Source organism: Amycolatopsis sp. cmx-4-83 (assembly GCF_046548815.1).
Classification (GTDB): Bacteria; Actinomycetota; Actinomycetes; order Mycobacteriales; family Pseudonocardiaceae; genus Amycolatopsis; species Amycolatopsis pretoriensis_A.
In genome coordinates, this window is sequence record NZ_JAEBEF010000006.1 from 409180 (window position 1) to 434079 (window position 24900).

Genomic DNA, 24900 nt, shown 5'->3' on the forward strand with positions numbered 1-24900 from the left:
CTCGATCCTGCCTCACGGACCAGGCAGGCGCACGGTCCCGGTGCCTACTTCAGTGCCATACCGGGGATGCGGGCGCGGATCGCGGCCAGCTCGGCTTCGTCGGAGACGCCCTGCCAGTCGTGGCGAGGGGTGTAGGGCGCCTCGAGCGCGCGCACGTCGTCGTCGGAGAGCACGACGTCGAGCGAGGCCACGGCGTCGTCGATCTGCCCCGCCGAACCCGCCCCGACCAGCGGCGCGGTCACCACGGGCTGCCGCCGCAGCCAGGCCAGCGCGATCTGCGCGCGGCTCACGCCGTGCGCCGCGGCGACCTTCCCGACGGCCTCGGCGATCGCGCGGTTCGAGGCCTCCTCGGTGGGGGAGTAGAGCATGTCCGCGAAGGCACCGTCGGTCTCGGCGCGGGCGGTCGAGCGGGCGTCGTCCCAGGCGCGGGCGAGGCGGCCGCGGGCCAGCGGGCTCCAGATGATCGTGCCGACGCCTTCGTCGAGGCACAGCGGGATCATCTCGCGCTCCTCCTCGCGGTGCAGGAGGTTGTAGTGGTCCTGCATCGAGGCGAACCGGGCCCAGCCGTGCCGCTGCTGCAGGTGGAGGGCCTTCGCGAACTCCCAGGCGGGCATCGAGGAGGCGCCCAGGTAGCGCACTTTGCCCGCTTTGACGAGGTCGCTGAGCGCTTCGAGGGTCTCCTCCAGCGGGGTGGCGTGGTCGTTGCGGTGCACCTGGTAGAGGTCGATGTAGTCGGTGCCGAGCCGGCGCAGCGAGTGGTCCGCCTCGGTCATGATCGCCTTGCGTGAGAGCCCCTTGCCGTTCGGGCCGGGCCGCACCGGGTGCCGCAGCTTGGTGGCGATCACGACGTCGTCGCGGTCGGCGAAGTCCTTCAGCGCGCGGCCGAGGATCTCCTCGCTGGAGCCGTTCGAGTACATGTTCGCGGTGTCGAAGAAGTTGATGCCCGCGTCGAGCGCGTGCTTGATCAGCGGCCGCGCGTCGTCCTCGCCGAGTGACCAGACGGGGTGGCCGCGGTCGGGCTCGCCGTAGGTCATCGCGCCGATCGCGACGGGGGAGACGTCGAGGCCGGTGGTGCCGAGCTTCACGTAGTGCATGGGGTGCTCCTGCCTGGGCAACTCGCGGAGGATCCTCCGCGAGTTCGAAATTAGCGGAGAGCTCTCCGGATGTCAAAGGTGGGGCATGATCGGGGCATGACCGACGGCACGTACGGCACCCAGCGCAAGGCCGCCGCGCGCAACCGGGTCGCGATCATCGAAGCCGCGCACGAGCTGTTCGCGGCCAACCCGCTCGTGCCGCTGAGCGAGGTCGCGAAGCACGCGGGCGTGGGGGCCGGGACGCTGTACCGCCACTTCCCGACGCGGGAGGACCTGATCCTGGCGGCCTACCAGCACGACATCGAGCGCCTGACCGCGGAGGCGGACGCGGTGCTGGAGAGGCAGCCGTCGGCGAAGGCGGCGTTCGTCGAGTGGTTCGAGACGCTCGCCGGTTACATCCGGTTGAAGCACGGGCTGGGCGACGCCCTGCACAGTCCCGCGGCCCAGGACGTGATCAGCGCTTCGTGGGCACCGGCGACGGCGGCGGTGAAGAAGCTGGCCGACGCGTGCGTGGCGGAGGGGACGATCGCACCGGGGCACGACCCGGCGGACATCATCATGCTGATGAGCTTCCTGTGGCGGGTGGCGAACGACGACGAGGGCGCGGCCCAGGGACGGCGGTTGATCGCGGCGGTGTTCTCGGGACTGCAAGTGCCCCCGGCGGACTGAACGCGGCCTCGGGTCGCGGCGGTGCGCCGGTCACCGCGGCCGGCCGCGAGTTTCGAGCCGCGGGATCGGTTCGCGCGGTTCACCTCGGCCCGGATGATCGCGGCGGCCGCTGAGCCGACGTTCGCCCCCTCCGGCGCCCGCTGTCAGGGAAACGCAGTCGGCTCCGGCTGCATGGCCCGATGGCGCGGCCGCCGCGGGCCCTGTGCCGGACATGCGGCCGGCCGTTGCCGCTGAGCCGACGCCCGCCGGGCGGCCCTGGGCGCCCCTCCGGCGCAATCCCGGGCGCGCAAGCGGTGGGCGTGGGTTCGAGCTGCGCCGCCGGGATCGCCGCGCGCCCCGGCGAGGATGGCCGCGCTGCCGGGCCGAACTGCTCCGTCGATTCCGGTGCGTGGCCCACGATTGGCTGACACCGGGACGGGGTACTCGCCGTCCGGATCGCGGGGATCCCGCGGCGGTTCGGGAAGCGAGGCGGCGTTGAGCATTCTGATCGACTTCGGGCGCGACACGGAGTTCTCGTTCGAGCGGCGGTTGCGCGGATACGTGGAGGCGGTCGCCAAGGCCGTCGGGGTGGGGCTGGAGTCCTGCGCCTTCGACCCGGGGACGCCCGCCGCCGCCTACATCGCCCTCGACTGGCGGTTGAGCCGCTTTCCCGACCACGATCTCGCGCTCGTCTGGGACGAACGGCACGGGTGGGCCGCGGCGATCGAAGGCGCCGCCGGTGATCCCTCGACCGTCTTGGCCCACCTCGGGGGCGAAGCGGTGCCCGAAGTCCGTGCGGTGGTCCGGTTCCTGGCCGCCGTGCGCGCGGACGACCCCGGTGCCGGCGAGCTCGAAGCGCCGGTGCTGCGCGAGGCCGGCGACCACGAACGGCTGCTGAACGCCCTCGCGGCGCGGCAATGACGCGGCAATAGTTCCGTAGCCGTACGGGGCGGCTCCCCGGTTGTTCTCGTACCCGGCGTCACCGGAAAGTGACCGGCAGCAACCTCGAAAAGGAGCTGCCGTGAACTCGAGACAACGCTTGCTGGGCGCGTTCGCCGCCGTCCTCGCCCTGCCGCTGGTCGCCGTACCCGCCGCACAGGCGGGTGACCATCCGCCCGCCGTGGCGCCGCTCGGCGGGACGCCGCTGCCGGCCGGGGTGTCGCCGTCTTCGGTCGGCGGGACGCCCGCGTCGGTCAAGGACTACCCGTTCGTCATCGCCGGGCTGCGGGACGGCGGGCCGCGGCCGCTCGGGCAGACCTGCACCGGCTCGGTCGTCGCGCCGCGCAAGATCCTCATCGCCGCCCACTGCAAGGCCGCCGAGGGGCAGAAGTCGTTCCTCTACGGACTCGACGACCTCAGCGCCGGCGGCGGCACGGCGATCGGCGTGGTCAGCTACGACACCCACCCCAAGTACGTCAACTTCGACCAGGGCTACGACGTCGCGGTGGTGACCACCGACCGGGACATCCCGGTGCCGGGCGGGCAGTACGCGAAGGTCGCCACCTCGGCCGACACGGACCTGAACAAGCCGGGCAAGACCGGGCTCGGCCTCGGCTACGGCAAGAAGGACTTCAACGACGACACCCGCGACGTCACGCTGACGAAGTTCAGCCTGCCGATCGTGGCCGGGAGCAACTGCAGCGGCGTCGGCGCCGGCTTCCAGGAAGCCACCATGATCTGCAGCGGCTACTCCGACGGCCACGTCACGATCCTGCCCGGCGACAGCGGCGGGCCGCTGCTCGTCGACGGCAAGGTCGCCGGCGTCGCGTCGTGGAGCCGCAGCGACTTCAAGTGGTACAGCGTCTACGGCCGCCTCAACAACGACATGGGCGACTGGGTCAAGCAGCAGATCGGCGACGTCACCCCGCCGGAGACGTTCGGCATCGGCGTCACGCCGGGCGCGGTCAAGACCGAGCCGGGCGGGTACGTTTCCGCGTCGGTGACGAGCACCGCCGGGAAGAACGGCGCGGAGCGGGTCGACCTGACCGCGTCGGGCCTGCCGGACGGGGCGAAGGCGACGTTCCAGCCCGCGACGATCACCTCGGGGGACACCGCGAAGCTGACGATCGAGACAGCCGCGACCACACTCCAAGGGGACTACCCGGTCACGATCACCGGGACCGGCCCCAGCGGCACGGCGACCGCGAAGCTGACCCTGACCGTCGGGACCGGCCAGCCGCCCAACGGTGACCTCAAAGTGAGCGTCGACCCCGGTAGCGGGACCGTGCGACCCGGGTTCTTCACGACCGCCGCGGTCACCGTCTCCGGCGGCACCGGCACCGTGACGCTGTCGGCCACCGGGCTGTCGTTCGCGCCGTTCTTCAACCCCGCCACGGTGAACGGCGGCGGGATGTCCCGGATGCAGCTCACCGGGCCGTTCCAGCGCGGGACCTACCCGGTCACCGTCACCGCGAAGGACTCCACCGGCAAGACCGCGACGGCGAAGTACACCCTGACCGTCCAATGAGGACCGGGAACGGGGAGGCCGCCGCCTCCCCGTTCCGGCGTCAGAAGGTGATCGTGAAGCCGTCCAGCGTGCCGGTGTCGAAGCGGTAGACGTCCTGCGCCCGCACCTGCCAGGTGCCGTTCGCGGGCTCCGCCGCCGCGTTCACCGTGAAGGTGGTGTGGATGCCCGCCGCCGAGCCGGTGCCGCCGGCCTTCCGCAGCGGGAAGACCGCGCCGCTCGGCCCGATCAGGTCGACCGCGAGGTCGGCGGTGTAGGTGTGGGTGATGTCCACCTTGACCGCCAGCGTCGCCGGCGCCTTGCCGTCGCACCCGTCCTGGGTGACCGAGCTGGTGACCGCGGCGCCGGCGTCCGGGATCGCCACCGGGGTCGTGTTCGACTTGGCGCCGCACTTCGACGGCGGGGTACCGCCGCCGATGAACGACACGTTCAGCAGTTTGTTCGGCGAACCGCTCCCCGGGTTCTTGACCACGCCCGAAGTCGCGCCGCCGACGAGCGCGTCCCGCACCTGCTGCGCCGTGGCGCCCGGGTTGGCGGCCAGGTACAGCGCGGCCGCGCCGGTGACGTGCGGGGTCGCCATCGACGTGCCGCTCATGTTCGCGCTGCTGCCGTTCGACAGCCCGAGCGACGTGATGTTGTTGCCCGGCGCGAAGAGGTCGGTGCAGCTGCCGTAGTTGGAGAAGGACGCGCGGTTGTCGTTCTCGTCGGAGGCGTTGACGGTGATCGCCTCGGGGACGCGCGCGGGGCTCGTGCCGCACGCGTCGGTGGAGCTGTTGCCCGCGGCCACCGAGTAGACGATCCCGGCCGCGATCGACCGCTTGATCGCGTCGTCGCCGACCCCGACCTGGTCCATGGTCAGGCTCATGTTCGCGACCGCGGGCTTGGCGGCGTTGGCCGTGACCCACTCGATCGCGTCGACCGCGGCGGAGTCCGGGCCGTTGCCCGAGCAGTCGTTGCCGAGCACCTTGAGCCCGACGAGCTTGACCTTCTTCGCGACGCCGTAGGTCTTGCTGCCGATCGTGCCCGCGGTGTGCGTGCCGTGGCCGTTGCAGTCGCTGCCGTTGCCCCCGACGAAGTCCTTGCCGATCGACGCGCGGCCTTCGTACTCCGGGTTGTCCGGCTTGATCCCGGTGTCGAGGTCGTAGGCCGTGACGCCCTCGCCGGTGTTCGGGTAGGTGTAGGAGTTGTCGCGGGGCAGGTTCGCCTGGTCGATGCGGTCCAGGCCCCAGGTCGGATTGGTCTGCGTGCCCGCGACGCGGGCGGTGCCGTCCTCGTAGACCGCGGCCACCGCGGGGTCGGCGGCCAGCCGCCGCGCCTGCGGCGCGCTCAGGTGCCGGGCGGAGAACCCGTGCAGGACCCGGGAGTACGTCGACCGGACTTCGCCGCCGTACCGCCCGGCGAGCGACGCGGGTGCGACGAGCGCCTGGGCGTCCTTCAGCACCACGATGTACTGGTCGCCGTAGTGCTGCCGGGCCGGGACGACGGTGCCCTCCGGTGCCGCGGCGGCCGCCACGCCGGCGGTGGCCAGCGCGGCCACGACCGCCGCGGCGACGGCGCCCGCCTTGCGGTGAACTGTGCGCATGCTTCGACTCCACTCACTCGAACAGGTGAATCGCGGTGCGGTGACCGAGAGCCACCGCCGTTTCACTGTCGGGTGGGCTCACCTGCGCTAACAAGCGAGGCAGCGCCCCGTAGGCCTACGTAACTAATGCCTTTCGCGGTTCCCCTACGAAAGTTCCGTGCCCGGCCGCGCGGGTTCCGCGCGCCCGAACGGCGGTCCTAAGCTCCGGTCACCGGACAGGGTGGTTCGGGGCGTTATGCCGCTTTCAGGGGGGCGGGCGATGACGAACGGGATCTTGGCCAGGGCCGGCTCGCCGGTGCTGGTCGGGCGGACGGCCGAGCTGGCCGCGCTCGTGTCCGCCGCGCTGCGCCCGCCCGCGGTCCTCGTGCTCGAAGGGGAGGCGGGCGCCGGGAAGACCCGGCTGGCCGCCGAACTCCTGGCCCGGCCCGAGCTCGCCGGGGCGCGCGTGCTGGCCGGCCGGTGCCGTCCGCAGCGGGAGCCGTTCCCGTACGGCGTGGTCGTCGAAGCGTTGCGGGACGCCGCGAAGTACCTGCCGTCGGCCCCGGCGCCCGGCCCGCTCACCGGCGTCCTGGGCCGCCACCTGCCGGAACTCGCGCCGCTGCTGCCCGCGGCGCCGGAACCGCCCGGGGACCGCCGGGCCGAAGCGCACCGGTTCTTCCGCGCGGTCCGCGAACTGCTGGACCTGCTGGGCCCGCTGGTGCTCGTCGTCGAGGACGTCCACTGGGCCGACGACGGCTCGCGGCGGCTGCTGCGGTTCCTCATGGGCGACCTGCCGGCGGGGACGGTCCTGCTGGTGAGCTACCGGCCCGAAGACGTGCCGGGCGGGCTCCCGCTGGGCCGCGCGCACCGGCCGGCGCCGGGCAGCTCGACCACGCTGGTCCGGGTCGGCCCCCTGGACCCGGACGGCGTGGGGCAGCTGGCCGCGGCCATGCTCGGCGAGCCCGGCGTGTCCGGCGCCTTCGCGGCCCGGCTGCACGAGCGCACGGCCGGGATCCCGTTCGTCGTCGAGGAAGCCGTCCACGCGCTGCCGTCGCCGGTCACCGACGGGGCGCTGGACAGCGTCGAGGTGCCCGAGCTGCTGCGCGAAGCGACCGTCGACCGGCTCGGGTCGCTGCCGCTCGTGGCGCGGCGGATCGCCGAAGCCGCGGCGGTGCTCGCCGAGCCGGCGCCGGTCGAGCTCCTCACGACGGTCGCGGGGCTGGGCGCGGCGCGCGGGCGGTACGCGCTCGTGCTGGCCCTCGAGCGGGCGGTGCTGGTCGAGGCCGCCGAGTGCCGCTACGGGTTCCGGCACGACTTCGCGCGGCAAGCGGTGTACGGCGCGATCCCCGGGCCGGTGCGCCAGGAACTGCACCGGCGGGCCGTCCGGGTGCTGGCCGGACGGCGCCCGGAGCCGTGGCTGCGGCTGGCCGAACACAGCCGGAAGGCCGGGAACGCGGCCGACGCGTTGCGCTACGGCGAAGCCGCGGCCGACCGCGCGATGGACGCCGGCGACCCCGCGACCGCGATCGGGCTGCTGCGCGCGCTGCTCGCCGGGCCGGAGCTCGATCCGTCCGATGTGGACAGACTGGCGGCGAAACTGGCGTCCGTGGCCGCGAACGGCGTCTCGCAGGCCGAGGTCGTCGCCACGCTGGAGGGGCTGCTCTCCGGCGACCGGCTGTCCGGGCGGCTGTCGGCGGAGATCCGGCTGAGCCTCGGGCTGCTGCTGGCCCGCCAGGCCGGCGGCCTGGAGGCCGCGCGCACCGAGATCGAAGTGGCGCTGCCGGGGCTCGGGCACCGGCCGGACCTCGCCGGGCGGGCCATGGCGGTGCTCGCGCAGCCGTGGATCGGCGCGACGCCGTTGCGCGCGCACCTGCCCTGGCTCGACCGCGTCGACGGGCTCATCGCCACGGCGGCCGACGCGCGGCTGCGGCTGACGCTGATGGCCAACAACATCCCGTCCCGCCTGCACATCGGCGACCCGCGCGCGTGGGCGGCGCTCGACGCGGCCCCGGTGAGCGCCGGTTCGGCCGAGGAACAGCGCCAGCTGGCGCGGCTGTACTGCAACGCCGCCGACGCCGGCGCGTGGACCGGGCACCACCGCCGGGCGCGCGGCCTGCTGGAACGCGGGATGCAGCTCGCGGCCGACGCCGGGACGCCGTACGTCGTCAGCACGGCCCGCACGACCGGGGTGCACATCGACTGGCTGAGCGGTGCGTGGGCCGGGCTCGACGAACGCGCGCGGGCGCTGCTGGCGGAGTACCGCGACCTGCTGCCGGTGAGCAGCGAGCTGTCGCTGGTACTGGGCTTGCTCGCCGGCGCGCGCGGGGCCTGGGACCGGGCGGCGGCGTGTTTCGCGGTGACCGGCGTCGACCGGCCGGAGAACGCGTTCACCCCGGTGGTGGTCGCCGCGCACGGCGGGATCGCCGGGATGCTGCTGGCCCAGGACGCCGTCGAAGCGGCGGCCGCGGAAGCCGCGCGCGGCCTGGAACTGGTCCGCACCAAGGGCGTCTGGGCGTGGTCGGGCGAGCTGGTGCCGGTGGCGGTGACGGCGTTCTGCCGGACCGGCCGCGCGGGGGAGGCCCGTGCCGCGCTCGCCGAGCTCGACCGCGAGACCCGCGACCTGGCGGCGCCGATGGCCCGGGCGGTCCTCACCGAAGGGCGCGGGATCGTCGCGGCCCACGACGGCGACGTCGCGGGCGCGGTCGGGGCGTTCGACGAAGCCTGCGCCCGCTACGAGCGCCTCTCGACGCCGTACCCGGCGCTGGTGGCGGCCGAACGCCGGGCGCGCTGCCGGTACGAGGCCGGTGACGTGGCCGCGGCGGGCGAGTTCGGCGACCTGGCCGACGCGTTCGCCGCACTGGGCGCCACCCGCGACGCGGCCCGCTGCCGCCACACGTTCCGGTCGACGGGCGCGACGGCTCCTTCCCGTCGCGGCCGCCGCGGTTACGGCGACGAGCTGTCCCCGCGCGAGCGCGACGTGGCCCGGTTGCTGACCGACGGGCACACGAACCGGGAGATCGCGGAGGTGCTGTTCCTGTCCCGGCGCACGGTCGAGCAGCACGTGGCCAACGTGCTGCGGAAGCTGAAGGTGCGGTCGCGGGGCGAGCTCGTCGGGGTGCGGACGGGGTGAGCGTCAGCGGAAGAGGTGGACGGGCACCAGCGCCCAGACGACCTTCCCCGGCGCGGTCGCGCGCACGCCCCAGCCGTGGGAGAGCTCGTCGATCAGCCGCAGCCCGTGCCCGCCGCCGGCGGCCACCCGCTCGATCGCCGGGTCCTCGTCGGACACCTCGACCAGCAGGCCACGCCGTTCGCGCGTGACCCGCAGGAGGGACGGCCGCGCGGTGTGGCGGTAGGCGTTGCCGACGAGTTCGTCTACGACCAGGAGCAGCGCCCCGAGCCGTTCGTCCCGGGGCCGCCCGAACCCGACGCACTCGGCGACGGCCGAGCGCACCCGCCGTGGCAGCGGCCGCGTGGAAATGTCGAGCGTCAGCTCCGCGGCGGCGGCGACCCGCATGCTGAGCTCCTCGACGGCCCGGCTCATTTCTTCTTCGACGGTCATCCCGCACCTCCCCGGAGGGTTCGTGGCAGCGCGGCGGCCGGATGGGCCAGTATCGGGGAAGTGACTGAACTGACGGCGGAGACCGTGGTCGACCGGCAGGTGCCACGCACCCCGCAGCTGTCCCCGGACGGCCGGTGGGTCGTGTACGCGGTGGACGGGGGTTTGTGGCTCGTCCCGGCGGACGGCGGTGCCGAGCCGCGGGAGTTCGCGACGGGCCGCGAGCCGCGGTGGGCGGCGGACTCGGCGACGGTCTTCTTCCTGTCGGACCGGGACGAAGAGGGGAAGGCGCAGCTGTACCGCGCCGGGACCGACGGCGACGCGGAGCGGCTGACGGACTGGGCCACGGGCGTGAGCGGGTGCGTTCCGGTGCCGGACGCGGCGGCGGTCGTGGTGCTGGCGCCGGGGGAGGACGACCGGCAAGCCGATCCGCGGGTTCGCCAGGTCACGGCGGGCCCGGGCGCGCGCACGCCCGCCGGAGGTGGTGCGGGGCCTGGCGAGGACCCGGTGGCGGCCGCTCACCAGCCACCGGTGGCCAGGCCGCGCTGGGACACCGTGGCCCGGCCGGATCGCCTGTGGCTGCTCGACCCGGGCACCGAGACCCCGCGGCCGCTCGCGGACCTCGGCCGCCGGCACGTCGTCGAAGCCGCCGCCCGGCCGGACGGGCGGACCCTCGCCGTCCTCACCTGGTCCGTCGCCGACCGCGAACCCGGGATCTTCGAACCCGGCCTGCACTTCGTCGACCTCCGCACCGGCGCCGTCGAAGACCTGCCCACCCCGGCGCTCGAAGCGACCGGCCTCACCTGGTGGCGAGACGAAACCGGCTGGCGGCTGGTCTACCTCGGTCTCACCCCACCCGGCCTCGTCGGGGGCCATGCCGTCTTCGACGCCGACGGCCGCAACCTCACCGCCGGCCTGGACGGCTGCCCCACCGAACTCGCAGCAGCCGGGGATGGGCCGCCGCTCGTCCTGGTCGCCGAGGGGCTCGACACCACGATCCGGCGGCTCCCGGACTTCACCGAAGTCGCCAACGCCCGGGGCTCGCTCGCCGGCCTGACCGCGAACGGGGCCGGCGAGGTCGCGCTCGTCGCGAGCACCGCGGCCGAACCCGACGCCGTGCACGCCGGGCCGGCCGCGGGGCCGCTCGTCCGCCTGACCACCGCCCTGAAGGGGGACTGGGCCCCGCAGGAACGCCTCGCTTACCGGGCCGAAGACGGCCTGGAACTCGACGGCCTGCTCCTCCTCCCGCCCGGAACCACCCGCTCGGACGGCCCGTTCCCGCTCGTCACCCTGATCCACGGCGGCCCGCACGACCGCTACGCCGACCGCTTCCACCTCGGCTGGTACCCCTCCGGCCAATGGCTCGCGGCCGCCGGCTTCGCGGTCTTCCAGCCCAACGGCCGCGGTGGGCTCGGGCACGGGGACGCCTTCGCCCGCAGCGTCGCCGGCGACGTCGGCGGGGCGGAGTTCACCGACGTCCTCGCCGGCATCGACCTCCTCGTCGAAGCGGGTGTCGCCGACGAGGACCGGCTCGGGATCGGCGGCTGGAGCCACGGTGGGTTCGTGGCGGCCTGGGCCGTCACGCAGACCGACCGCTTCAAGGCCGCCGTGGTCGGCGCGGGGGTGATCGACTGGCCGCTGCTGGCCGCCACCGGCGAGCACACCCGGTTCGAGGCCGCGCTCGGCGGGCTCGCGAACAGCCCGATCACCCACGCCCACCGGATCCGCACGCCCGTGCTGATCCTGCACGGCGAGGGCGACCCGAACGTGCCGCTCTCCCAGGCCGAACTCCTGCACCGCGCGCTGCACGACCGGGAGCACGAGTTCGTCGTCTACCCGCGGGAAGGCCACTCGATCCGCGAACGCGACCACCGGATCGACGTCCTGAACCGCACCCGCGCGTGGTTCTCACACCTGCTCGCCTAGCTTGAACTCCGCCTCCCCGGTGGTGAAGGAGAACCCGTCCGCGCCGATGGTGACGTCGGCTTCGCGCGGCTCGGACCGGGCGACGACCGGCTGGACCGCCCCGTCGAGGTCCAGCACCACCGACGCGTCGGTGTACCAGCTCGGCACCACCGGGTTGCCCCACCAGTCGCGGCGCTGGTTGTCGTGGACGTCCCAGGTGATCACCGGGTTGTCCGGGTCGCCGGTGTAGTAGTCGTGCGTGTAGATCTCGATGCGGTGCCCGTCGGGGTCGCGCACGTACAGGTAGAACGCGTTCGACACGCCGTGGCGGCCCGGGCCGCGCTCGATCATCCCGGACTTGCGCAGCGCGCCCAGGTGGTCGCAGATGTGCAGGATCTGGTGCCGCTCGTGCGACGCGAACGCGATGTGGTGCAGCCGCGGGCCGTCGCCGCCGGTCAGTGCGACGTCGTGGACCGTCGGCTTGCGGAACAGCCAGGCCGCGTACACCGTGCCCTCGTCGTCCTGGATGTCCTCCGACACGCGGAAACCCAGGCCTTCGTAGTACTTCCGGGCGGCCGGCACGTCCGGCGTGTCCAGGTTGAAGTGGTCCAATCGCGACAGTGCGCCGGCGCCGTGGACGTCGTAGCGCTGGGTGAACCGCTCGACGTGCTCGGCCTCGTGGAAGAACTCCACCGGGAACCCGAGCGGATCGGTGATCCGCACCGCTTCGCCGATGCCGCGCGTGGCACCCGCCGGGCGCCGCTCCACCCGGACGCCGAGCGCCCGGTAGTACTCCTCGGCGAGGTCGAGGTCGCCGGGCGTGCGCACCCGGTAGGCCAGCACGCCCAGCGCGGCCGTGGATCCCTTGCGCAGCACCAGGGAATGGTGCAGGTACTCCTCGAACGCCCGCAGGTAGAGCGCGTCGGCGTCTTCGTGGGTGACGACGAGCCCGAGCACGTCGACGTAGAACGCGCGTGAGGCCGCCAGATCGGTGACGACGAGCTCGGCGTACGCGCAGCGGATGACGTCCGGCGGCGTGGCGGTCATGACTGTCCCTCCTGGACGGTGCCGAAGCGGGCGGTGTGCACCGGCCCGAGCGAGACGTGGATCGCCTGCTGGTGGGTGTAGAAGTCGAGCGAGCGGTAGCCGCCTTCGTGGCCGAGGCCGGACGCCTTGACCCCGCCGAACGGCGTCCGCAGGTCGCGGACGTTGTGCGAGTTCAGCCAGACCATCCCGGCCTCGACCGACTGCGCGAAGGTGTGCGCGCGCTCCAGGTCCGACGTCCAGAGGTAGGCGGCGAGCCCGTACTTGACGTCGTTGGCGAGTGCCAGTGCCTCGGCTTCGGTGTCGAACGGCGTCAGCGCGACCACCGGCCCGAAGATCTCCTCCTGGAAGATCCGCGCGGTGGAGGGGACGTCGGCGAACACCGTCGGGGCCACGTAGTTCCCGCTGTCCAACCCGGACGGACGGCCGCCGCCCGCGAGGAGCCGGCCCTCGGACTTGCCCAGCTCGACGTAGCTCATCACCTTGGCGTAGTGCTCGGGGTGCACGAGCGCGCCGACCTCGGTGGCCGGGTCGTGCGGATCGCCGACGACGATGTTCGCCGCCCGCGCGGCGTACCGCGTGCAGAACTCCTCGTAGATCGGCCGCTCGACGAGGATCCGGCTGCCCGCGGTGCAGCGTTCGCCGTTGAGGGAGAACACGCCGAAGAGCGTCGAGTCGATCGCGGCGTCGAGGTCGGCGTCGGCGAACACGATGGCCGGGGACTTGCCGCCCAGCTCCATCGACATGCCCTTGAGGTGGGCCGCGCAGTTGCGGTAGATCGTCTGCCCGGTCGTGGTTTCGCCGGTGAACGAGATCAGCGGGACTCCCCTGTGCTTGACCAGTGCGTCACCCGCCTCCTCGCCGAAGCCGTTGACCAGGTTGAAGACCCCGGCCGGCAGTCCCGCGTCGGCGAAGATCTTCGCCCACAGGCTGGCCGAGAGCGGCGTGAACTCGGCCGGCTTGAGCACGACCGTGCAGCCCGATGCCAGCGCCGGCGCGAGCTTCCAGCTCTCCAGCATGAACGGGGTGTTCCACGGCGTGATCAGCCCGGCGACCCCGACCGGCTTGCGGTGCACGTAGTTCACCTGCCGCCCGGGCACCTGGTAGGTGTCGTCGGCCTGGGCGACGACGAGGTCGGCGAAGAACCGGAAGTTCTCGGCCGCGCGGTGCGCCTGCCCGAGCGCCTGGGTGATCGGCAGGCCGGTGTCGAACGTCTCCAGCTCGGCCAGCCGCTTGTCCTGCGCTTCGACGGCGTCGGCGATCTTGTTCAGGATCCGCGCGCGGGCCCGGGGGAGCAGCCGCGGCCACGGGCCTTCGGTGAACGCCCTGCGCGCCGCGGCGACCGCCCGGTCGACGTCTTCGGCCTGGCCCGCGGCGGCGGTCACGTACGGGGTGTTGGACACCGGGTCGAGCACGTCGAACGTCTTGCCCGACACGCTGTCGACGAGCTCACCGCCGATGTAGTGCTTGAGCTCGCCCGGCAGTCCCTCCGGGACGTAGTGGGTCATGCCTTCCCTCCCACGGTGAAGCCTTCGGCGGGGCTGAGGTACTGGGCGCCTTCGGCCATGAAGTCCTTGATCCGGGCGATGCCGGACTCGGTCGGTGTGATCAGCGGTGGCCGCACGTGCCCGGACGCGATCAGCCCGCGCTGCTCGAGCACCCACTTCCCGGGCGCCGGGTTGGTTTCGACGAACAGCAGGTCGACCAGCGGGTGCAGGCCGTAGTGGATCTCGCGGGCGCGCTCGTGGTCGCCGGACTGCCATGCGGTGTACATCTCCGCGCACGCGGCCGGGACGATGTTGGCCGTCGCGCTGACGAACCCGGCGCCGCCGAGGGCCAGCAGCGGCAGGCACAGCAGCTCGATCCCGGACCACACCAGCAGGCTCCGGCCGCACAGGTGCAGCACGCGGGAGAAGTGCTCGAAGTCCTTCGTCGTCTCCTTGATCCCGACGAAGTTTTCGCACGAGCGGAACAGCCGCGCGACCGTCTCCGGCGCGAGGTCGACCGCGGTGCGGCTCGGCACGTTGTAGGCGACGATCGGCAGGTCCCGGAACTCGCCGCAGACCGTGCGGTACCAGACGAACAGCGCGTCCTGCGTCGGCCGCGCGTAGTACGGCGTGATGACCAGCGCGGCGTCGATCCCGGCGTCCTGGGCGGCCGCCGTCAGCTCCAGGGTCTCGTCGAGCTTCGCCGAGCCGGTACCGGGCACGAACGGCACGCGGTCGCCGACCGCGGCGGCCACCGTGCGGATCGCTTCGGCGCGTTCGGCGACGGTCTGGGAGCCGGGTTCGCCGGTGGAGCCGCCGATCGAGATGCCGTGCGAGCCCGAGGCGAGCTGCCAGCGCACGAGGTTCTCGAGGCCGGCGTGGTCGACGGCTCCCTCGGCGGTGAACGGCGTCATCAGCGGCGCGATCGACCCGCGGATGGCCTGGGGGTCGGAGCGGAAGCGCATGGGTTTCCCTTCTTGCGTCAGTGGCGGCGGTGGGCGAGGAACGCGTCCAGGGTGGCCAGCCGGTGGGCGCGGACGGCCTGCTCGACGTCGGCGGCGGGGGCGCCGCTTTCGAGCAGGCCGAGGATGGTTTCGTGCTCGGCGACCGACTCGCGGGCCCGGCCGGGCACGAAGCTGAACGTCGAGGTGCGCAGGCCGCTCAGCCGGTCCCAGCCGCGCCGGACCAGGTCGAGGACCTGCGGGTTGGGGCAGGCGCCGAACAGCACGGCGTGGAAGTCGCGGTTGAGGCCGGTGAACCGGGCCGGTTCGAAGTGCCCGAGGCAGTCCGCCAGCTCGGCGTTCAGCGCCCGGGCCTCGGCCAGCGCGCCGGGCGGGAGCACGGGCGCGGCGAGCGCGGCGGCGTAGCCCTCGACCAGCGCGAGGGTCTGCATCGTGTGCTGGTACTCGCTTTCGTCGACCATCGCGACCTGCGCGCCGACGTTGCGCTCGAAGGTCACCAGCTCTTCGGCTTCCAGCAGCCGGATCGCTTCGCGGATCGGGACGACGCTGACGCCGAGCTCCTGGGCGAGCTGGCCGAGGACGAGGCGGTAGCCGGGGGAGAAGGTGCCGTCGGCGATCCGGGCCTTGATCCACTCGTACGCGATCCGCGACTTGCTCATCGCGGTGCCGTTCACCGTTTCGCGAGCCATGCGGCGTACCTCCCGCGCCAGTGCTCGTCCATCGGGTAGAGCCCCTCGACGCGCTCGCCCGCGGCGACCTGCTCGGCGATGAACGTCTCCTGCAGCTCCTGCTCGATCGCCGCGTCGACGACCACCTCGACCAGGTCCGGCGGGATGACGAGGACACCGTCGCCATCGCCGGCGATGACGTCGCCCGGGCAGACGGCGGCGCCACCGCACGCGATCGCGACGTCGACGTCCCACGGCACGTGCCGCCGGCCGAGCACCGCCGGGTGCGGCCCGGCGTGGTAGGTCGGGATGTCCAAAGCGGACACCGCGGCGAGGTCGCGGACCCCGCCGTCGGTGACGATGCCGGCCGCGCCGCGCACCTGGGCCCGCAGCGCGAGGATGTCGCCGACGGTGCCGGTCCCGCGTTCGCCACGCGCCTCCACCACGAGGACGTCGCCGGGGCCGAGCGCGTCGATCGCGCGCTTCTGCGCGTTGTACCCGCCGCCGTGGGACTTGAACAGGTCTTCGCGGTAGGGCAGGTACCGCAGGGTGCGTGCGCGGCCGGTCAGCCGGGCGCCGGGCCGGGTCGAGGTGAGCCCGTCGATCGACACCGCGTCGTAGCCGCGCTTGCGCAGCTGGGCGGACAGCGTCGCGGTGGCGACGGACTCGATCTTCGCGCGCAGCTCCGGCGTCAGCTCGAAGCCCGCATCGGCGGTCCCGTACGCGTCCGCGCGCTGCTGCTCGTCGGCGCGGGGGAGGGCACCGAACGGTCCGAAGGGGACGGTGCCCGCGACGATGGGGGTCACGAGCCGTCCGGTGGTGTGCCCGTCGCTGTCGACCTCCACCTCGACGACGTCGCCGGGGATGGCGACCGAAGCACCCGCGGGGGTGCCGGTCAGGACGACGTCGCCGGGTTCGAGGGTGATCAGCTGCGAGAGGTCGGCGACCAGCCGCCCGAAGCCGAACAGCAGGTCGCCGGTGGTGTCCTCCTGGACGAGTTCGCCGTTGAGCCAGGTCCGCAGCCGCAGCGCGGCCGGGTCGACGTCGGCGGCGGGCAGCACCGCGGGACCGAGCGGGGTGAAGCCGTCGCCGCCCTTCGAGCGCAGGTTGCTGCCCTTGTCGGCGTAGCGCAGGTCGTAGACGCCGAAGTCGTTGGCCGCGGTGACGCCGCCGACGTAGGACCAGCCTTCCTCGGGCGTGACGCGGCGGGCGGTGCGGCCGATGACCAGCGCGATCTCGCCTTCGAAGCCCAGCAGCTCGGTGCCCGCCGGGCGTTCGAGCGCGGCTCCGCTCGCCGCCGCGGACGTCGGCGGCTTGAGGAAGTACGACGGCTGCGCCGGCACCCGGCCGCGCTGGGCGGCGCGGGAGCGGTAGTTGAGGTGCAGCGCGATGATCTTGCCGGGCCGCTGCGGGAGGGTCGTCATCCGTGGTCCTGCCTGCCGGTTCGAAGAAGGTATCTTAAATAATATACGATCTGTGGCGCGGGGAAACCCCCTTTCACCCGCCGTAGTGGAGCCAGACGGACTTCGTCTCGGTGTAGGCGTCGAGCGCCCAGGGGCCCATTTCGCGACCCCAGCCGGAGGCCTTGTAGCCGCCCCACGGCGCCGCCATGTCCGGGATCGGGGGCATGTTGACGAAGACCGCGCCGGCCCGGATGCCGTCGGCGTAGCGCTGCGCTGTGCGGAGGTCGCGGGTCCACACCGTCGCGGCCAGGCCGTACTCGGTGTCGTTGGCGCGGGCGAGCGGTTCGTCGCCGTCGTCGTAGGCCGTCACGGCCAGGACCGGACCGAAGATCTCCTCGCGCATGATCGCCATGTCGTCGCGGACCCCGGCGAACAGCGTCGGGGCGTAGAAGTAGCCGTCGCCGTCGACCGGGTTCCCGCCGGTGACCAGGTCGGCGCCCTGGTCGCGGCCGGTGCTGACCAGGAAGTCGACGTGTTCGCGGTGCTTCTCCGACACCAGCGGCCCGAGCTGCGTGGTCTCCTCGGTGCCCGGCCCGAGCCGCAGGCCCTCCAGGCCGCGCGCCAGCTTGTCGACGAACTCCTGCTCCCGCTTGCGGTCGACGTAGAAGCGTGTGTAGGCGGCGCAGACCTGGCCGGTGTTGAGCGTCGCCCCGGCGAGGTTGCCCGCGACGGCGGCGTCGATGTCGGCGTCGGCCGCGATGATGCTCGGGGCCTTCCCGCCGAGCTCGAGGGTGAGCCGCTTGAGGTTGGACGCCGCGCTCGCCGCCGTGATCAGCTTCCCGACCGCGGTGGAGCCGGTGTAGGAGACGTGGTCGACGTCCGGGTGCTCGGTCAGCAGGGCACCGACCGAGCCGTCGCCGGTGACGAGGTTGACCACGCCCGCCGGGATCCCGGCTTCGTGCACCAGCTCGACCAGCCGGATGCTGGTCAGCGGCGTCACCTCGCTGGGCTTGATCACCACCGTGTTGCCGGTCGCCAGCGCCGGCGCGAGCTTCCAGGCGAGGATCATCAGCGGGAAGTTCCACGGCGTGATCAGCGCGTTCACCCCCACCGGCTCGCGGCGGGTGTAGAGCAGGGTGTCGGGGAAGGACACCGGGTTCGTGGTGCCCTGCAGCTTCGTCACCCAGCCCGCGAAGTAGCGGAAGTGCTCCGCCGTGCCGGTCGCGCTCACCTGCCGGGACACCCCGATCGGCTGGCCCTGGTCGAGCGTCTCCAGCCGGGCCAGCTCTTCGTGGTGCCGCTCGACGAGGTCGGCCAGCCGGAACAGCAGCGCGGCGCGCCGGACCGGGAGCAGCCCGGCCCATTCGGGTGCGGTGAGCGCGCGCCGGGCGGCCGCGACGGCGGCGTCGACGTCGGCGCGCGAGGCGGTGCCGACCTCTTCGATGACGCGGCCGGTGGCGGGGTCGCGGGTCGGGAGCACGCCGCCGCCGGCTTCGGTCCACTGTCCGTCGATGCACAGGCGTGTCGCCATCCCGTTGTCCTCCTCGGCCTGGGGTGAGCCGAGTATCGGGCGACCGGGTGCCGCGGGTCTTGTCCGCTCCCGCACGCCCGTTGACCGACCGCGAAGGGATGCCGCGGGTCCACAGGGGCGCGGGCCACGCTGGAGCGCATGGACGTGATCGTGGTGGGCGCCGGCTCGGCCGGTTCGGTGGTGGCGCGGCGGCTGGTGGACGCGGGCGCGGCGGTGACGCTGCTGGAGGCGGGCGGCGAGGACGTCAACCCGGCGATCCACGACCCCGCGCGGGCCGGGGAGCTGTGGCACGGGCCCGAGGACTGGGACCTGTACACCGTGCCGCAGGAGCACGCGGCGAACCGGCGGCTGCACCTGCCGCGGGGCAAGGTCCTCGGCGGGTCGCACGCGCTCAACGCGATGATCTGGGTCCGCGGCGCCCCGGCCGACTACGACGGCTGGGGACTGCCCGGCTGGTACTGGGAAGACGTCGAGCCGGTGTTCGCCCGGCTCGAAAAGGACCTCCTCGACGTCGTCCCGAACGAGCCGCTGCACCCGGTCCAGCGGTCCATCGTGGACGCGTGCCGCGAGACCGGTCTGGCGTTCAACCCGGACTACAACGGCGGAACCCTGGACGGTGTGTCCGTCGAGCAGATCACCTTGCGCGGTGGGCGGCGTTTCAACACCTGGCACGCTTACGGCGCTCCGGTGGCTTCGCGGATGACCGTCCACACGGGAGCGATGGTGCACCGGCTGCGGTTCTCCGGTGCCCGCGTGACCGGTGTCGAAGTCTCCATCGACGGGGTGGCGCGGGAACTCTCGGCCGACCTGGTCGTGCTCGCGGCGGGGGCGCTGGCCTCGCCCGCGATCCTGCTCCGCAGCGGCGTCGGCCCGGCGGGCGAACTGGCGGCGCTCGGCATCGACGTCGTCGCGGACCTGCCCGGGGTGGGGCGCAACCTGCACGATCACCTGCTCTCCCCGGTGATCTTCTCGACGTCCCGCGAAGTCGTGCCGGAACCCGGGCGGCCGGTGACGCAGGTGCACTGGTTCTGGCGCAGCCGGGCCGGGCTCGCGGTGCCGGACACCCAGCCGATCTGCTTCAGCGTGCCGATGTACGAACCGTGGATGTCCGGGCCGCCGACCGGATTTTCGCTGATGGCGGGCATGGTGTCACCGGAGAGCCGCGGGAGCCTGCGGCTGGCCCCGGACGGCTCGCCGCTGATCGACCTCGCGGCGTTGTCGGCGCCGTCGGACTTCGAGAGCCTGGTGGCGTCGGTCGAGCAGTGCCTGGCGGTCGGCGCCGCACCGGCGCTCGCGGACGGGTGGGGCGCCCGGCAGCTGTACCCGGCGCCGGGCGACGACGCCGGTGAGTACGTGCGGCGGACGGCGATCACGTACCACCACCAGGTCGGCACCTGCCGGATGGGCACCGACGCGGCCGCGGTGGTGGACCCGCGGCTGGCGGTGCACGGGCTCGACGGCCTGGTCGTCGCCGACGCGTCGGTGCTGCCCCGGGTGACGACGGGCAACACCAACGCACCGGCGGTCCTCGTCGGCGAGCAGGCCGCGCGCTTCATCCTCGGCGCCGACCTCCCGGGCCGTCGAGCAGGCGGCGGAGCCAGGAGGACCGTGTGGCCAGGGCGGCGCGGGTGACTTCGGCTTCCGGGGCGAAGCGGTCGAAGCCGTGGTGCGCGTCCGCCCAGACGTGCAGCTCCGTCGGGACGCCCGCCCGGGCCAGCCGATCGGCGTACGCCACGTCTTCGTCGCGGAACAGCTCCGCCCCGCCGACCTCGACGAACGCCGGCGGCAAGCCGCTGAGGTCCGTCATCCGCGCCGGGGCCGCGTAGGGCGACGTCTGGCCGTTCAGCAGGCTGCGCCAGCCGAAGTCGTTGGCCTCCCGCGACCACACGAGGTCCGGGAGGTCCGCCGACGTCCGGTCGTCGAGCATCGGGCACAGCAGCAGCTGCCCGGCCAGCGCCGGCCCGCCCCGGTCACGCGCGAGCAAGGCCACCCCCGCGCTCAACCCGCCGCCCGCGCTGCCGCCGCCCACGATCACCTGCTCGAACCCGAACGTCTGCGCGAACCACACCAGGCCCGCGTAGCAGTCCTCCAGCGGCGCCGGGTGCGGGTGCTCCGGTGCGAGCCGGTACTCGACGGTCGCGCAGACGAACCCGAACTCCTCGATCAGCGGCACCAGCCGCGGCAGGTCGGCGAACCGGTCGTCCATCACCATCCCGCCGCCGTGGATGCTGTACAGCCCGGGCGCGTCCGGCCGCGCGTGCCGCGGCCGCAGCACCGTGACGACCACGCCGTCGTCGAGGACGTGGTCCGACCACTCGATGTCCCGGCCGCCGATGGCCTCGTCCGGGGTGGGATTGCGGAACGACGCGCGGACGGCCGCCAGCGTCTCGGCGGACAGTTCCGGAGTCACGGGCCCTCCGGATCGACGGCGTCCTTGTCGGCCCAGAACGGCTCCACCAGCTCGCGCAGGTCCGCCGCACCGATCCGCTCGACGAGCGTGACCGCCGCGAGGTTGTCCTCGAGCTGCCTGACGCTGGTGGCGCCGAACAACGTCGTCGTGGTCGCCGGGTGGGTGAGCGTGAACGCGAGGCACAGCTGGGCCGGCGTCGCCCCGACGCTCTCGGCCACCCTCGCGAGGTCCGCGGCCGAGCCGGCGATCCGCTGCCGGACATCGCCGGGGTCGCGCCCGACCTGGCGCCCGCCCTTCCCGAGCAGCACCCCGCCTTCGAAAACGTCGGACGCCTGGAGCGAGACGCCGAGTTCGCCGAACACCGAAGCGAACGGCGCACCGTCCGGAATGGACCGCCGGGCCACGCTGTACTTCAGCTGCGCGATCGCCGGGCCGGGCACGCCGTCCGCGGCGGCGAAGTCGTGGACCGCCCGGATCGCCGGCGCCGACCAGTTGTTGACACCCCACTGCCCGATCAGTCCCGCCGAGTGCAGCGCGGCGAGGTCGGTGACGAGGGCGTGCAGATCGGTGTCGTCGCGGCGGAGGTCGCCGAGGATCACCAGATCGGCGTGGGAGACGCCGGCGCGGAAGAAAGCGTTCTCCAGCTGCGCGCGCAGGCTGTGCTCCGGGTAGCCCTCCAGCCAGAGCTTCGCCGAGAGCAGGTAGTCCTCGCGCCGCAGGCCCGCGGCGCGGACCATGGCCGAGAACAGCACGTCGGTGAACACCGGCGGGGCGCCGGGCAGGCCGTAAACGCCGACGTCGAACAGGCCGATCCCGGCGTCGACAGCCGTTTGCAGCATCGAGACGGCTTCGCGGAAGTCCATCCGGTCGAACGTGTGCCAGGAACCGAGGGACAGGACGCCGGTGGCCGGTCCGTCGCGGCCGATGCGGCGTTGGGGGATGCGCACGAAAACCCTCCTAGGGAAGTCGGGGGTCGATGACGGCTTTGAGCTCGCCGAGCCGGGACATCGACTCGACGGCGGCGGACGCGCCTGCCAGCCCGACCGGCGCGCTGAACAGCTCGTTCCAGGGCAGGCGATCGGCGAAGGCGCGGAAGAACTCGACCGAGCGGTGGTAGTCGGCGATGTCGCCGTTGAGCGAGCCGGCGATGGTCAGCTCCTTGCCCATCACCGTGCCCAGCGGCACGGGGGAGGGCGCCGGTCCGGTCGACCCGACGATCGCGACCGTCCCGCGCTGGGCGGCGAAGGCGACCGCCTCCGCGCCGACCGTGGGCCCGCCCGCGAAGTCGAAGACGTGGTCGGCGCCGCGGCCGCCGGTCAGTTCGCGCACCCGCTCGACGCGTTCGTCCGGGGTGGACTCGACCGGGACCGTCGCGGTGGCCCCGAACCGCTCGGCGACGTCGAGCCGCGACCGCGGCCCGCCGACGGTGATCACCACCCCGGCGCCGCAGAGCCGGGCGACCGCCGTGGCGAACACGCCGAGCGCGCCCGCGCCCTGGACCACGACCGTCGCGTTCGGACGGATGCCGCCGGACCGGGCGACCGCGCGCAGCACGGTCTTCCCCGCGCAGCCGGACATCGACGCCCACGTGTCCTCGACGTCGTCGGGCAGCAGGAGCTTCGCGGCGCCGGGCGTGACGTAGCAATGGCGGGCCAGACCGCCGGTCGCGTAGGGGAACCGGTCGGAACGCTGCAGGAAGCCGTAACCGCGGCGCTCGCAGGCGACCGGCTCGCGCAGGATCGTGCAGCCGTGGCACTTCCCGCACGTCGACTCGGACCAGCCGATCCGGTCACCGGGGCGGATTTCCCGGCCGAGGGTGTCGGTGGTGCCGGGTCCGGTGGCGACGACTTCGCCGACCATCTCGTGACCCAGCACCATCGGCAGCATGCCGGGGAGACTCATTTCCCCCGACCAGAGGTGGACGTCGGTGCCGCACAACGTGGTGCAGGTGAGCCGGACGAGGGCGGCGCCGGGTTCCGGGTCCGGAGGCAGCGGGAGTTCGCGCAGCTCGAGGGGCGCGTGGTGGCCGGTGAGAACGGCGGCCTCCGTGTGGGTGGGCAGAGCCATCTTTTTAGTCTACAGTCGTGGAAGAAAAAGTCCAGGTCCGGGAGGAAACCATGACGGCACAACGGATCCACCCGGCGGACCTGGTGGTTCACGGCGGGGTGGTGCACACCTTCGGCTCCGGCGGCACGGTGGCGGGCGGCCTCGCCGTCCGCAACGGCCGCGTCGCCGCGGTGGGGGAAGACCTCACCGCCCACATCGGACCGGACACCGAAGTGCTGGACCTGGCCGGGCGCACGGTCCTGCCCGGCATCAACGACGCGCACCTGCACGCGACCTGGCTCGGCGCCCGCTGGCCGCACCCGCTGCTCGGCGCGCCGCACGAAGAAACCCCGGTGGTCACCGCCGGAGACCGCCGGGCGGCGATCCTGCGCGCCGGCGACGTCTGCGCGGCGCTCGGCATCACCAGCTACACCGAACCCGGGCTCGGCCCCGGCGAAACGGGGTGCTTCTCGGCCGAAGTCCTGGACGAGTACGCGAACCTGCACCGAGAAGGCCGCCTGCGGGCGCGGGTCACCGTGCTGCGCCTGTTCGGTCTCCTGGACGGCGCCAGCTCGCTGCCGGACTTCGCCCGCGGCCTCGGAACCGCGGTGCCGGCCGCGGATCCCGAGTGGCTGGCCGTGTCCGGGGTCAAGATCTTCGCCGACGGCATCCCCCCGATGCGCACCGCGTGGACCCACCACTGCTACGCCGACGGCACCCACGGAACGCTGCTCGTCGACGGGCCCGACGACGGCGAGCGCGCGGCCAACCTGGCCGCGATGATCGCCCTGGCCCACGATGCCGGCCTGGTCGTCGGCGTCCACGCGACCGGCGAGCGCAGCATCGAGGCCGCCCTCGCCCACCTGCGCGACGGCGACCACCTCGTGCACGGCGACCTCGTCACCCCGGCGCAGCTGCGGCGGATGGCCGAGCGCGGTGTCGGGCTGACGACGCAACCCGCGATCGCCACCGCGATGCGGCCGATGGTCGCCACGGCGCTGGGCGAGGACGTGGCCGCGAAGGCGTGGCCGCTGCGCGAGGTCCTCGACCTCGGGGTGCGGCTCACGCTGAGCAGTGACGCGCCGGTCGTGACGCCGGACTGGCGGGTCCACCTCGCGGCCGCGGGGGAGCTACTGGGTGCGCGGGGTGTCACGCCCGAGCTGACCGCACGGCTGTTGCGCTGCTACACCACCGAAGCCGCCGCACAAGACGGATCCGCGGCGTGGAAGGGCACCCTCGAGCCCGGCATGGCCGCCGACTTCTGCGTCCTGGACGAAGATCCTCTGGAAGTCGCACTCGCGGACCTGCCGCCGGTCGCGGTCGGGCTGACCGTGACCGGCGGCCGGATCGTCCACAAGGGATAGTCAGGTGAGCAGCTGGCCGCCGTCCACCGCCAGGCTCACCCCGGTGATGTGCCCGGCGGCGGGCGAGGCCAGGAACACCACGGACGGCACGACGTCGCCGACGGCGGCGATGCGGCCCAGCGGGATCCGGGACTCCCAGGCCGCGCGGGCGGCGGTGTCCGCGGCGAACCCCGCCGTCATCGGCGTGAGCACCGGGCCGGGGGCGACGGCGTTGACGCGGATCCCGTGCGGTGCCAGCTCCAGGGCCGCGGACCGGGTCAGCGCGTCGACCGCCGCCTTGGTCGCTTCGTAGTGGCCGAGCCCGGGTGTCGGCTGCCGCGCGCCGATCGACGACACGTTCACGATCGCGCCGCGGGTCCCGGCGGCGACCATGTGGGCGCCCACCGCGCGGGTCATCAGGAACGTGCCCCGGAAGTTGACCCGCAGGCACCGGTCGAAGACCTCGACGGAAAGGTCGGTCACCGGTCCGCCGCCCCCGGCCAGCCCGGCGTTGTTGACCAGCACGTCCATCGGCCCGAACCGGCTCGCGACCAGGGAAACCGCCGCGTCCACCGACGCCGGGTCCGCGATGTCGAGCTCGACGTGCTCCGCCCCGATCGCCCGGGCGACGTCGTGTGCCGCCCGCGCGTCGACGTCGGCGACCACCACCCGGTCACCCGCGGCCAGAAAAGCTTCGGCGGCACCGCGCCCGATTCCGCTCGCGCCGCCGGTCACCACCACGATCCGTGTTTTCATTCTACAATTGTAGATGAAAGAT

Annotated in this window: 20 protein-coding genes; 7 read left to right on the forward strand and 13 right to left on the reverse strand. The window is 73.4% G+C overall.

From position 1 onward, the window contains the following. Window positions 1-44 precede the first annotated feature (44 nt). On the reverse strand, window positions 45-1094 hold the full coding sequence (locus ACLJQM_RS20680) for an aldo/keto reductase (protein ID WP_410632418.1): 1050 nt from the start codon (window positions 1092-1094) through the stop codon (window positions 45-47). 96 nt (window positions 1095-1190) lie between these two features. Here ACLJQM_RS20680 and ACLJQM_RS20685 point away from each other — a divergent pair, with 96 nt between their 5' ends. The 3 genes from ACLJQM_RS20685 to ACLJQM_RS20695 all read left to right on the forward strand — a co-directional run bounded on the left by ACLJQM_RS20685 (window position 1191) and on the right by ACLJQM_RS20695 (window position 4209). Further along, complete coding sequence (locus ACLJQM_RS20685; protein WP_410632419.1) at window positions 1191-1763, forward strand: TetR/AcrR family transcriptional regulator; 573 nt, start codon at window positions 1191-1193, stop codon at window positions 1761-1763. A 474-nt stretch (window positions 1764-2237) separates the two neighbouring features. Further along, a complete protein-coding gene (locus ACLJQM_RS20690; RefSeq protein WP_247023562.1) occupies window positions 2238-2663 on the forward strand; it encodes a DUF6292 family protein in 426 nt (141 codons plus the stop codon). A gap of 100 nt (window positions 2664-2763) precedes the next feature. Continuing rightward, window positions 2764-4209 carry a trypsin-like serine protease gene (locus ACLJQM_RS20695; RefSeq protein ID WP_410632420.1) on the forward strand — a complete coding sequence of 482 codons (1446 nt, stop codon included), beginning with the start codon at window positions 2764-2766 and terminating at the stop codon, window positions 4207-4209. Between the two features lie 40 nt (window positions 4210-4249). Here ACLJQM_RS20695 and ACLJQM_RS20700 read toward each other — a convergent pair whose 3' ends face one another. After that, the gene (locus ACLJQM_RS20700) at window positions 4250-5788 is read right to left on the reverse strand and encodes a S8 family serine peptidase (protein ID WP_410632421.1); all 1539 of its coding nucleotides are present in this window, start codon (window positions 5786-5788) and stop codon (window positions 4250-4252) included. Between the two features lie 259 nt (window positions 5789-6047). Between ACLJQM_RS20700 and ACLJQM_RS20705 the strand changes: the two genes are divergently transcribed. Then, window positions 6048-8897 (forward strand): ATP-binding protein, encoded by a 2850-nt coding sequence (locus ACLJQM_RS20705; protein WP_410632422.1) that lies wholly within the window; start codon window positions 6048-6050, stop codon window positions 8895-8897. A gap of 3 nt (window positions 8898-8900) precedes the next feature. Here ACLJQM_RS20705 and ACLJQM_RS20710 read toward each other — a convergent pair whose 3' ends face one another. Then, entirely contained in the window at window positions 8901-9326 is a 426-nt protein-coding gene (locus ACLJQM_RS20710) for an ATP-binding protein (protein ID WP_410632423.1), read from the reverse strand. Window positions 9327-9386: 60 nt separating this feature from the next. On the opposite strand from ACLJQM_RS20710, the gene ACLJQM_RS20715 reads away from it, so the two are divergent. Next, window positions 9387-11249, forward strand: a complete 1863-nt coding sequence (locus ACLJQM_RS20715) for a S9 family peptidase (protein ID WP_410632424.1) — start codon at window positions 9387-9389, stop codon at window positions 11247-11249. Here the strand turns inward: ACLJQM_RS20715 and hpaD are convergent. From hpaD to ACLJQM_RS20745, 6 genes are all read right to left on the reverse strand, one after another. Further along, the gene (gene hpaD, locus ACLJQM_RS20720) at window positions 11232-12275 is read right to left on the reverse strand and encodes a 3,4-dihydroxyphenylacetate 2,3-dioxygenase (RefSeq protein ID WP_360769009.1); all 1044 of its coding nucleotides are present in this window, start codon (window positions 12273-12275) and stop codon (window positions 11232-11234) included. The genes ACLJQM_RS20715 and hpaD overlap by 18 nt on opposite strands. Next, complete coding sequence (gene hpaE / locus ACLJQM_RS20725; RefSeq protein WP_410632425.1) at window positions 12272-13780, reverse strand: 5-carboxymethyl-2-hydroxymuconate semialdehyde dehydrogenase; 1509 nt, start codon at window positions 13778-13780, stop codon at window positions 12272-12274. Before hpaE ends, hpaD begins: the two co-directional genes overlap by 4 nt. After that, window positions 13777-14724 (reverse strand): 4-hydroxy-tetrahydrodipicolinate synthase, encoded by a 948-nt coding sequence (gene dapA / locus ACLJQM_RS20730; protein ID WP_410632426.1) that lies wholly within the window; start codon window positions 14722-14724, stop codon window positions 13777-13779. The genes hpaE and dapA overlap by 4 nt, the downstream gene beginning before the upstream one ends. A gap of 17 nt (window positions 14725-14741) precedes the next feature. After that, window positions 14742-15410, reverse strand: coding sequence for a GntR family transcriptional regulator (locus tag ACLJQM_RS20735; RefSeq protein WP_410632427.1), 669 nt, complete (start codon window positions 15408-15410; stop codon window positions 14742-14744). Continuing rightward, window positions 15392-16813, reverse strand: coding sequence for a fumarylacetoacetate hydrolase family protein (locus ACLJQM_RS20740; protein WP_410632428.1), 1422 nt, complete (start codon window positions 16811-16813; stop codon window positions 15392-15394). The genes ACLJQM_RS20735 and ACLJQM_RS20740 overlap by 19 nt, the downstream gene beginning before the upstream one ends. Window positions 16814-16886: 73 nt before the next feature. Next, the gene (locus ACLJQM_RS20745) at window positions 16887-18323 is read right to left on the reverse strand and encodes an aldehyde dehydrogenase family protein (RefSeq protein ID WP_410632429.1); all 1437 of its coding nucleotides are present in this window, start codon (window positions 18321-18323) and stop codon (window positions 16887-16889) included. A 138-nt stretch (window positions 18324-18461) separates the two neighbouring features. On the opposite strand from ACLJQM_RS20745, the gene ACLJQM_RS20750 reads away from it, so the two are divergent. After that, a complete protein-coding gene (locus ACLJQM_RS20750) occupies window positions 18462-19955 on the forward strand; it encodes a GMC family oxidoreductase (protein ID WP_410632430.1) in 1494 nt (497 codons plus the stop codon). Here ACLJQM_RS20750 and ACLJQM_RS20755 read toward each other — a convergent pair. Genes ACLJQM_RS20755 through ACLJQM_RS20765 form a run of 3 tightly spaced genes read right to left on the reverse strand, consistent with a single transcriptional unit; the run spans window position 19876 to window position 22794 of the window. Continuing rightward, window positions 19876-20733, reverse strand: a complete 858-nt coding sequence (locus ACLJQM_RS20755; protein ID WP_410632431.1) for an alpha/beta hydrolase — start codon at window positions 20731-20733, stop codon at window positions 19876-19878. The two genes, ACLJQM_RS20750 and ACLJQM_RS20755, sit on opposite strands and share 80 nt — an antisense overlap. Next, entirely contained in the window at window positions 20730-21680 is a 951-nt protein-coding gene (locus ACLJQM_RS20760; RefSeq protein WP_360768987.1) for an aldo/keto reductase, read from the reverse strand. The genes ACLJQM_RS20755 and ACLJQM_RS20760 overlap by 4 nt, the downstream gene beginning before the upstream one ends. Window positions 21681-21690: 10 nt before the next feature. Beyond that, entirely contained in the window at window positions 21691-22794 is a 1104-nt protein-coding gene (locus tag ACLJQM_RS20765; RefSeq protein ID WP_410632552.1) for a zinc-binding dehydrogenase, read from the reverse strand. A 23-nt stretch (window positions 22795-22817) separates the two neighbouring features. Here ACLJQM_RS20765 and ACLJQM_RS20770 point away from each other — a divergent pair, with 23 nt between their 5' ends. Continuing rightward, the gene (locus ACLJQM_RS20770) at window positions 22818-24143 is read left to right on the forward strand and encodes an amidohydrolase (protein WP_410632432.1); all 1326 of its coding nucleotides are present in this window, start codon (window positions 22818-22820) and stop codon (window positions 24141-24143) included. Here ACLJQM_RS20770 and ACLJQM_RS20775 read toward each other — a convergent pair whose 3' ends face one another. Further along, on the reverse strand, window positions 24144-24878 hold the full coding sequence (locus ACLJQM_RS20775; RefSeq protein WP_360768981.1) for an SDR family NAD(P)-dependent oxidoreductase: 735 nt from the start codon (window positions 24876-24878) through the stop codon (window positions 24144-24146). Window positions 24879-24900: the final 22 nt, after the last annotated feature.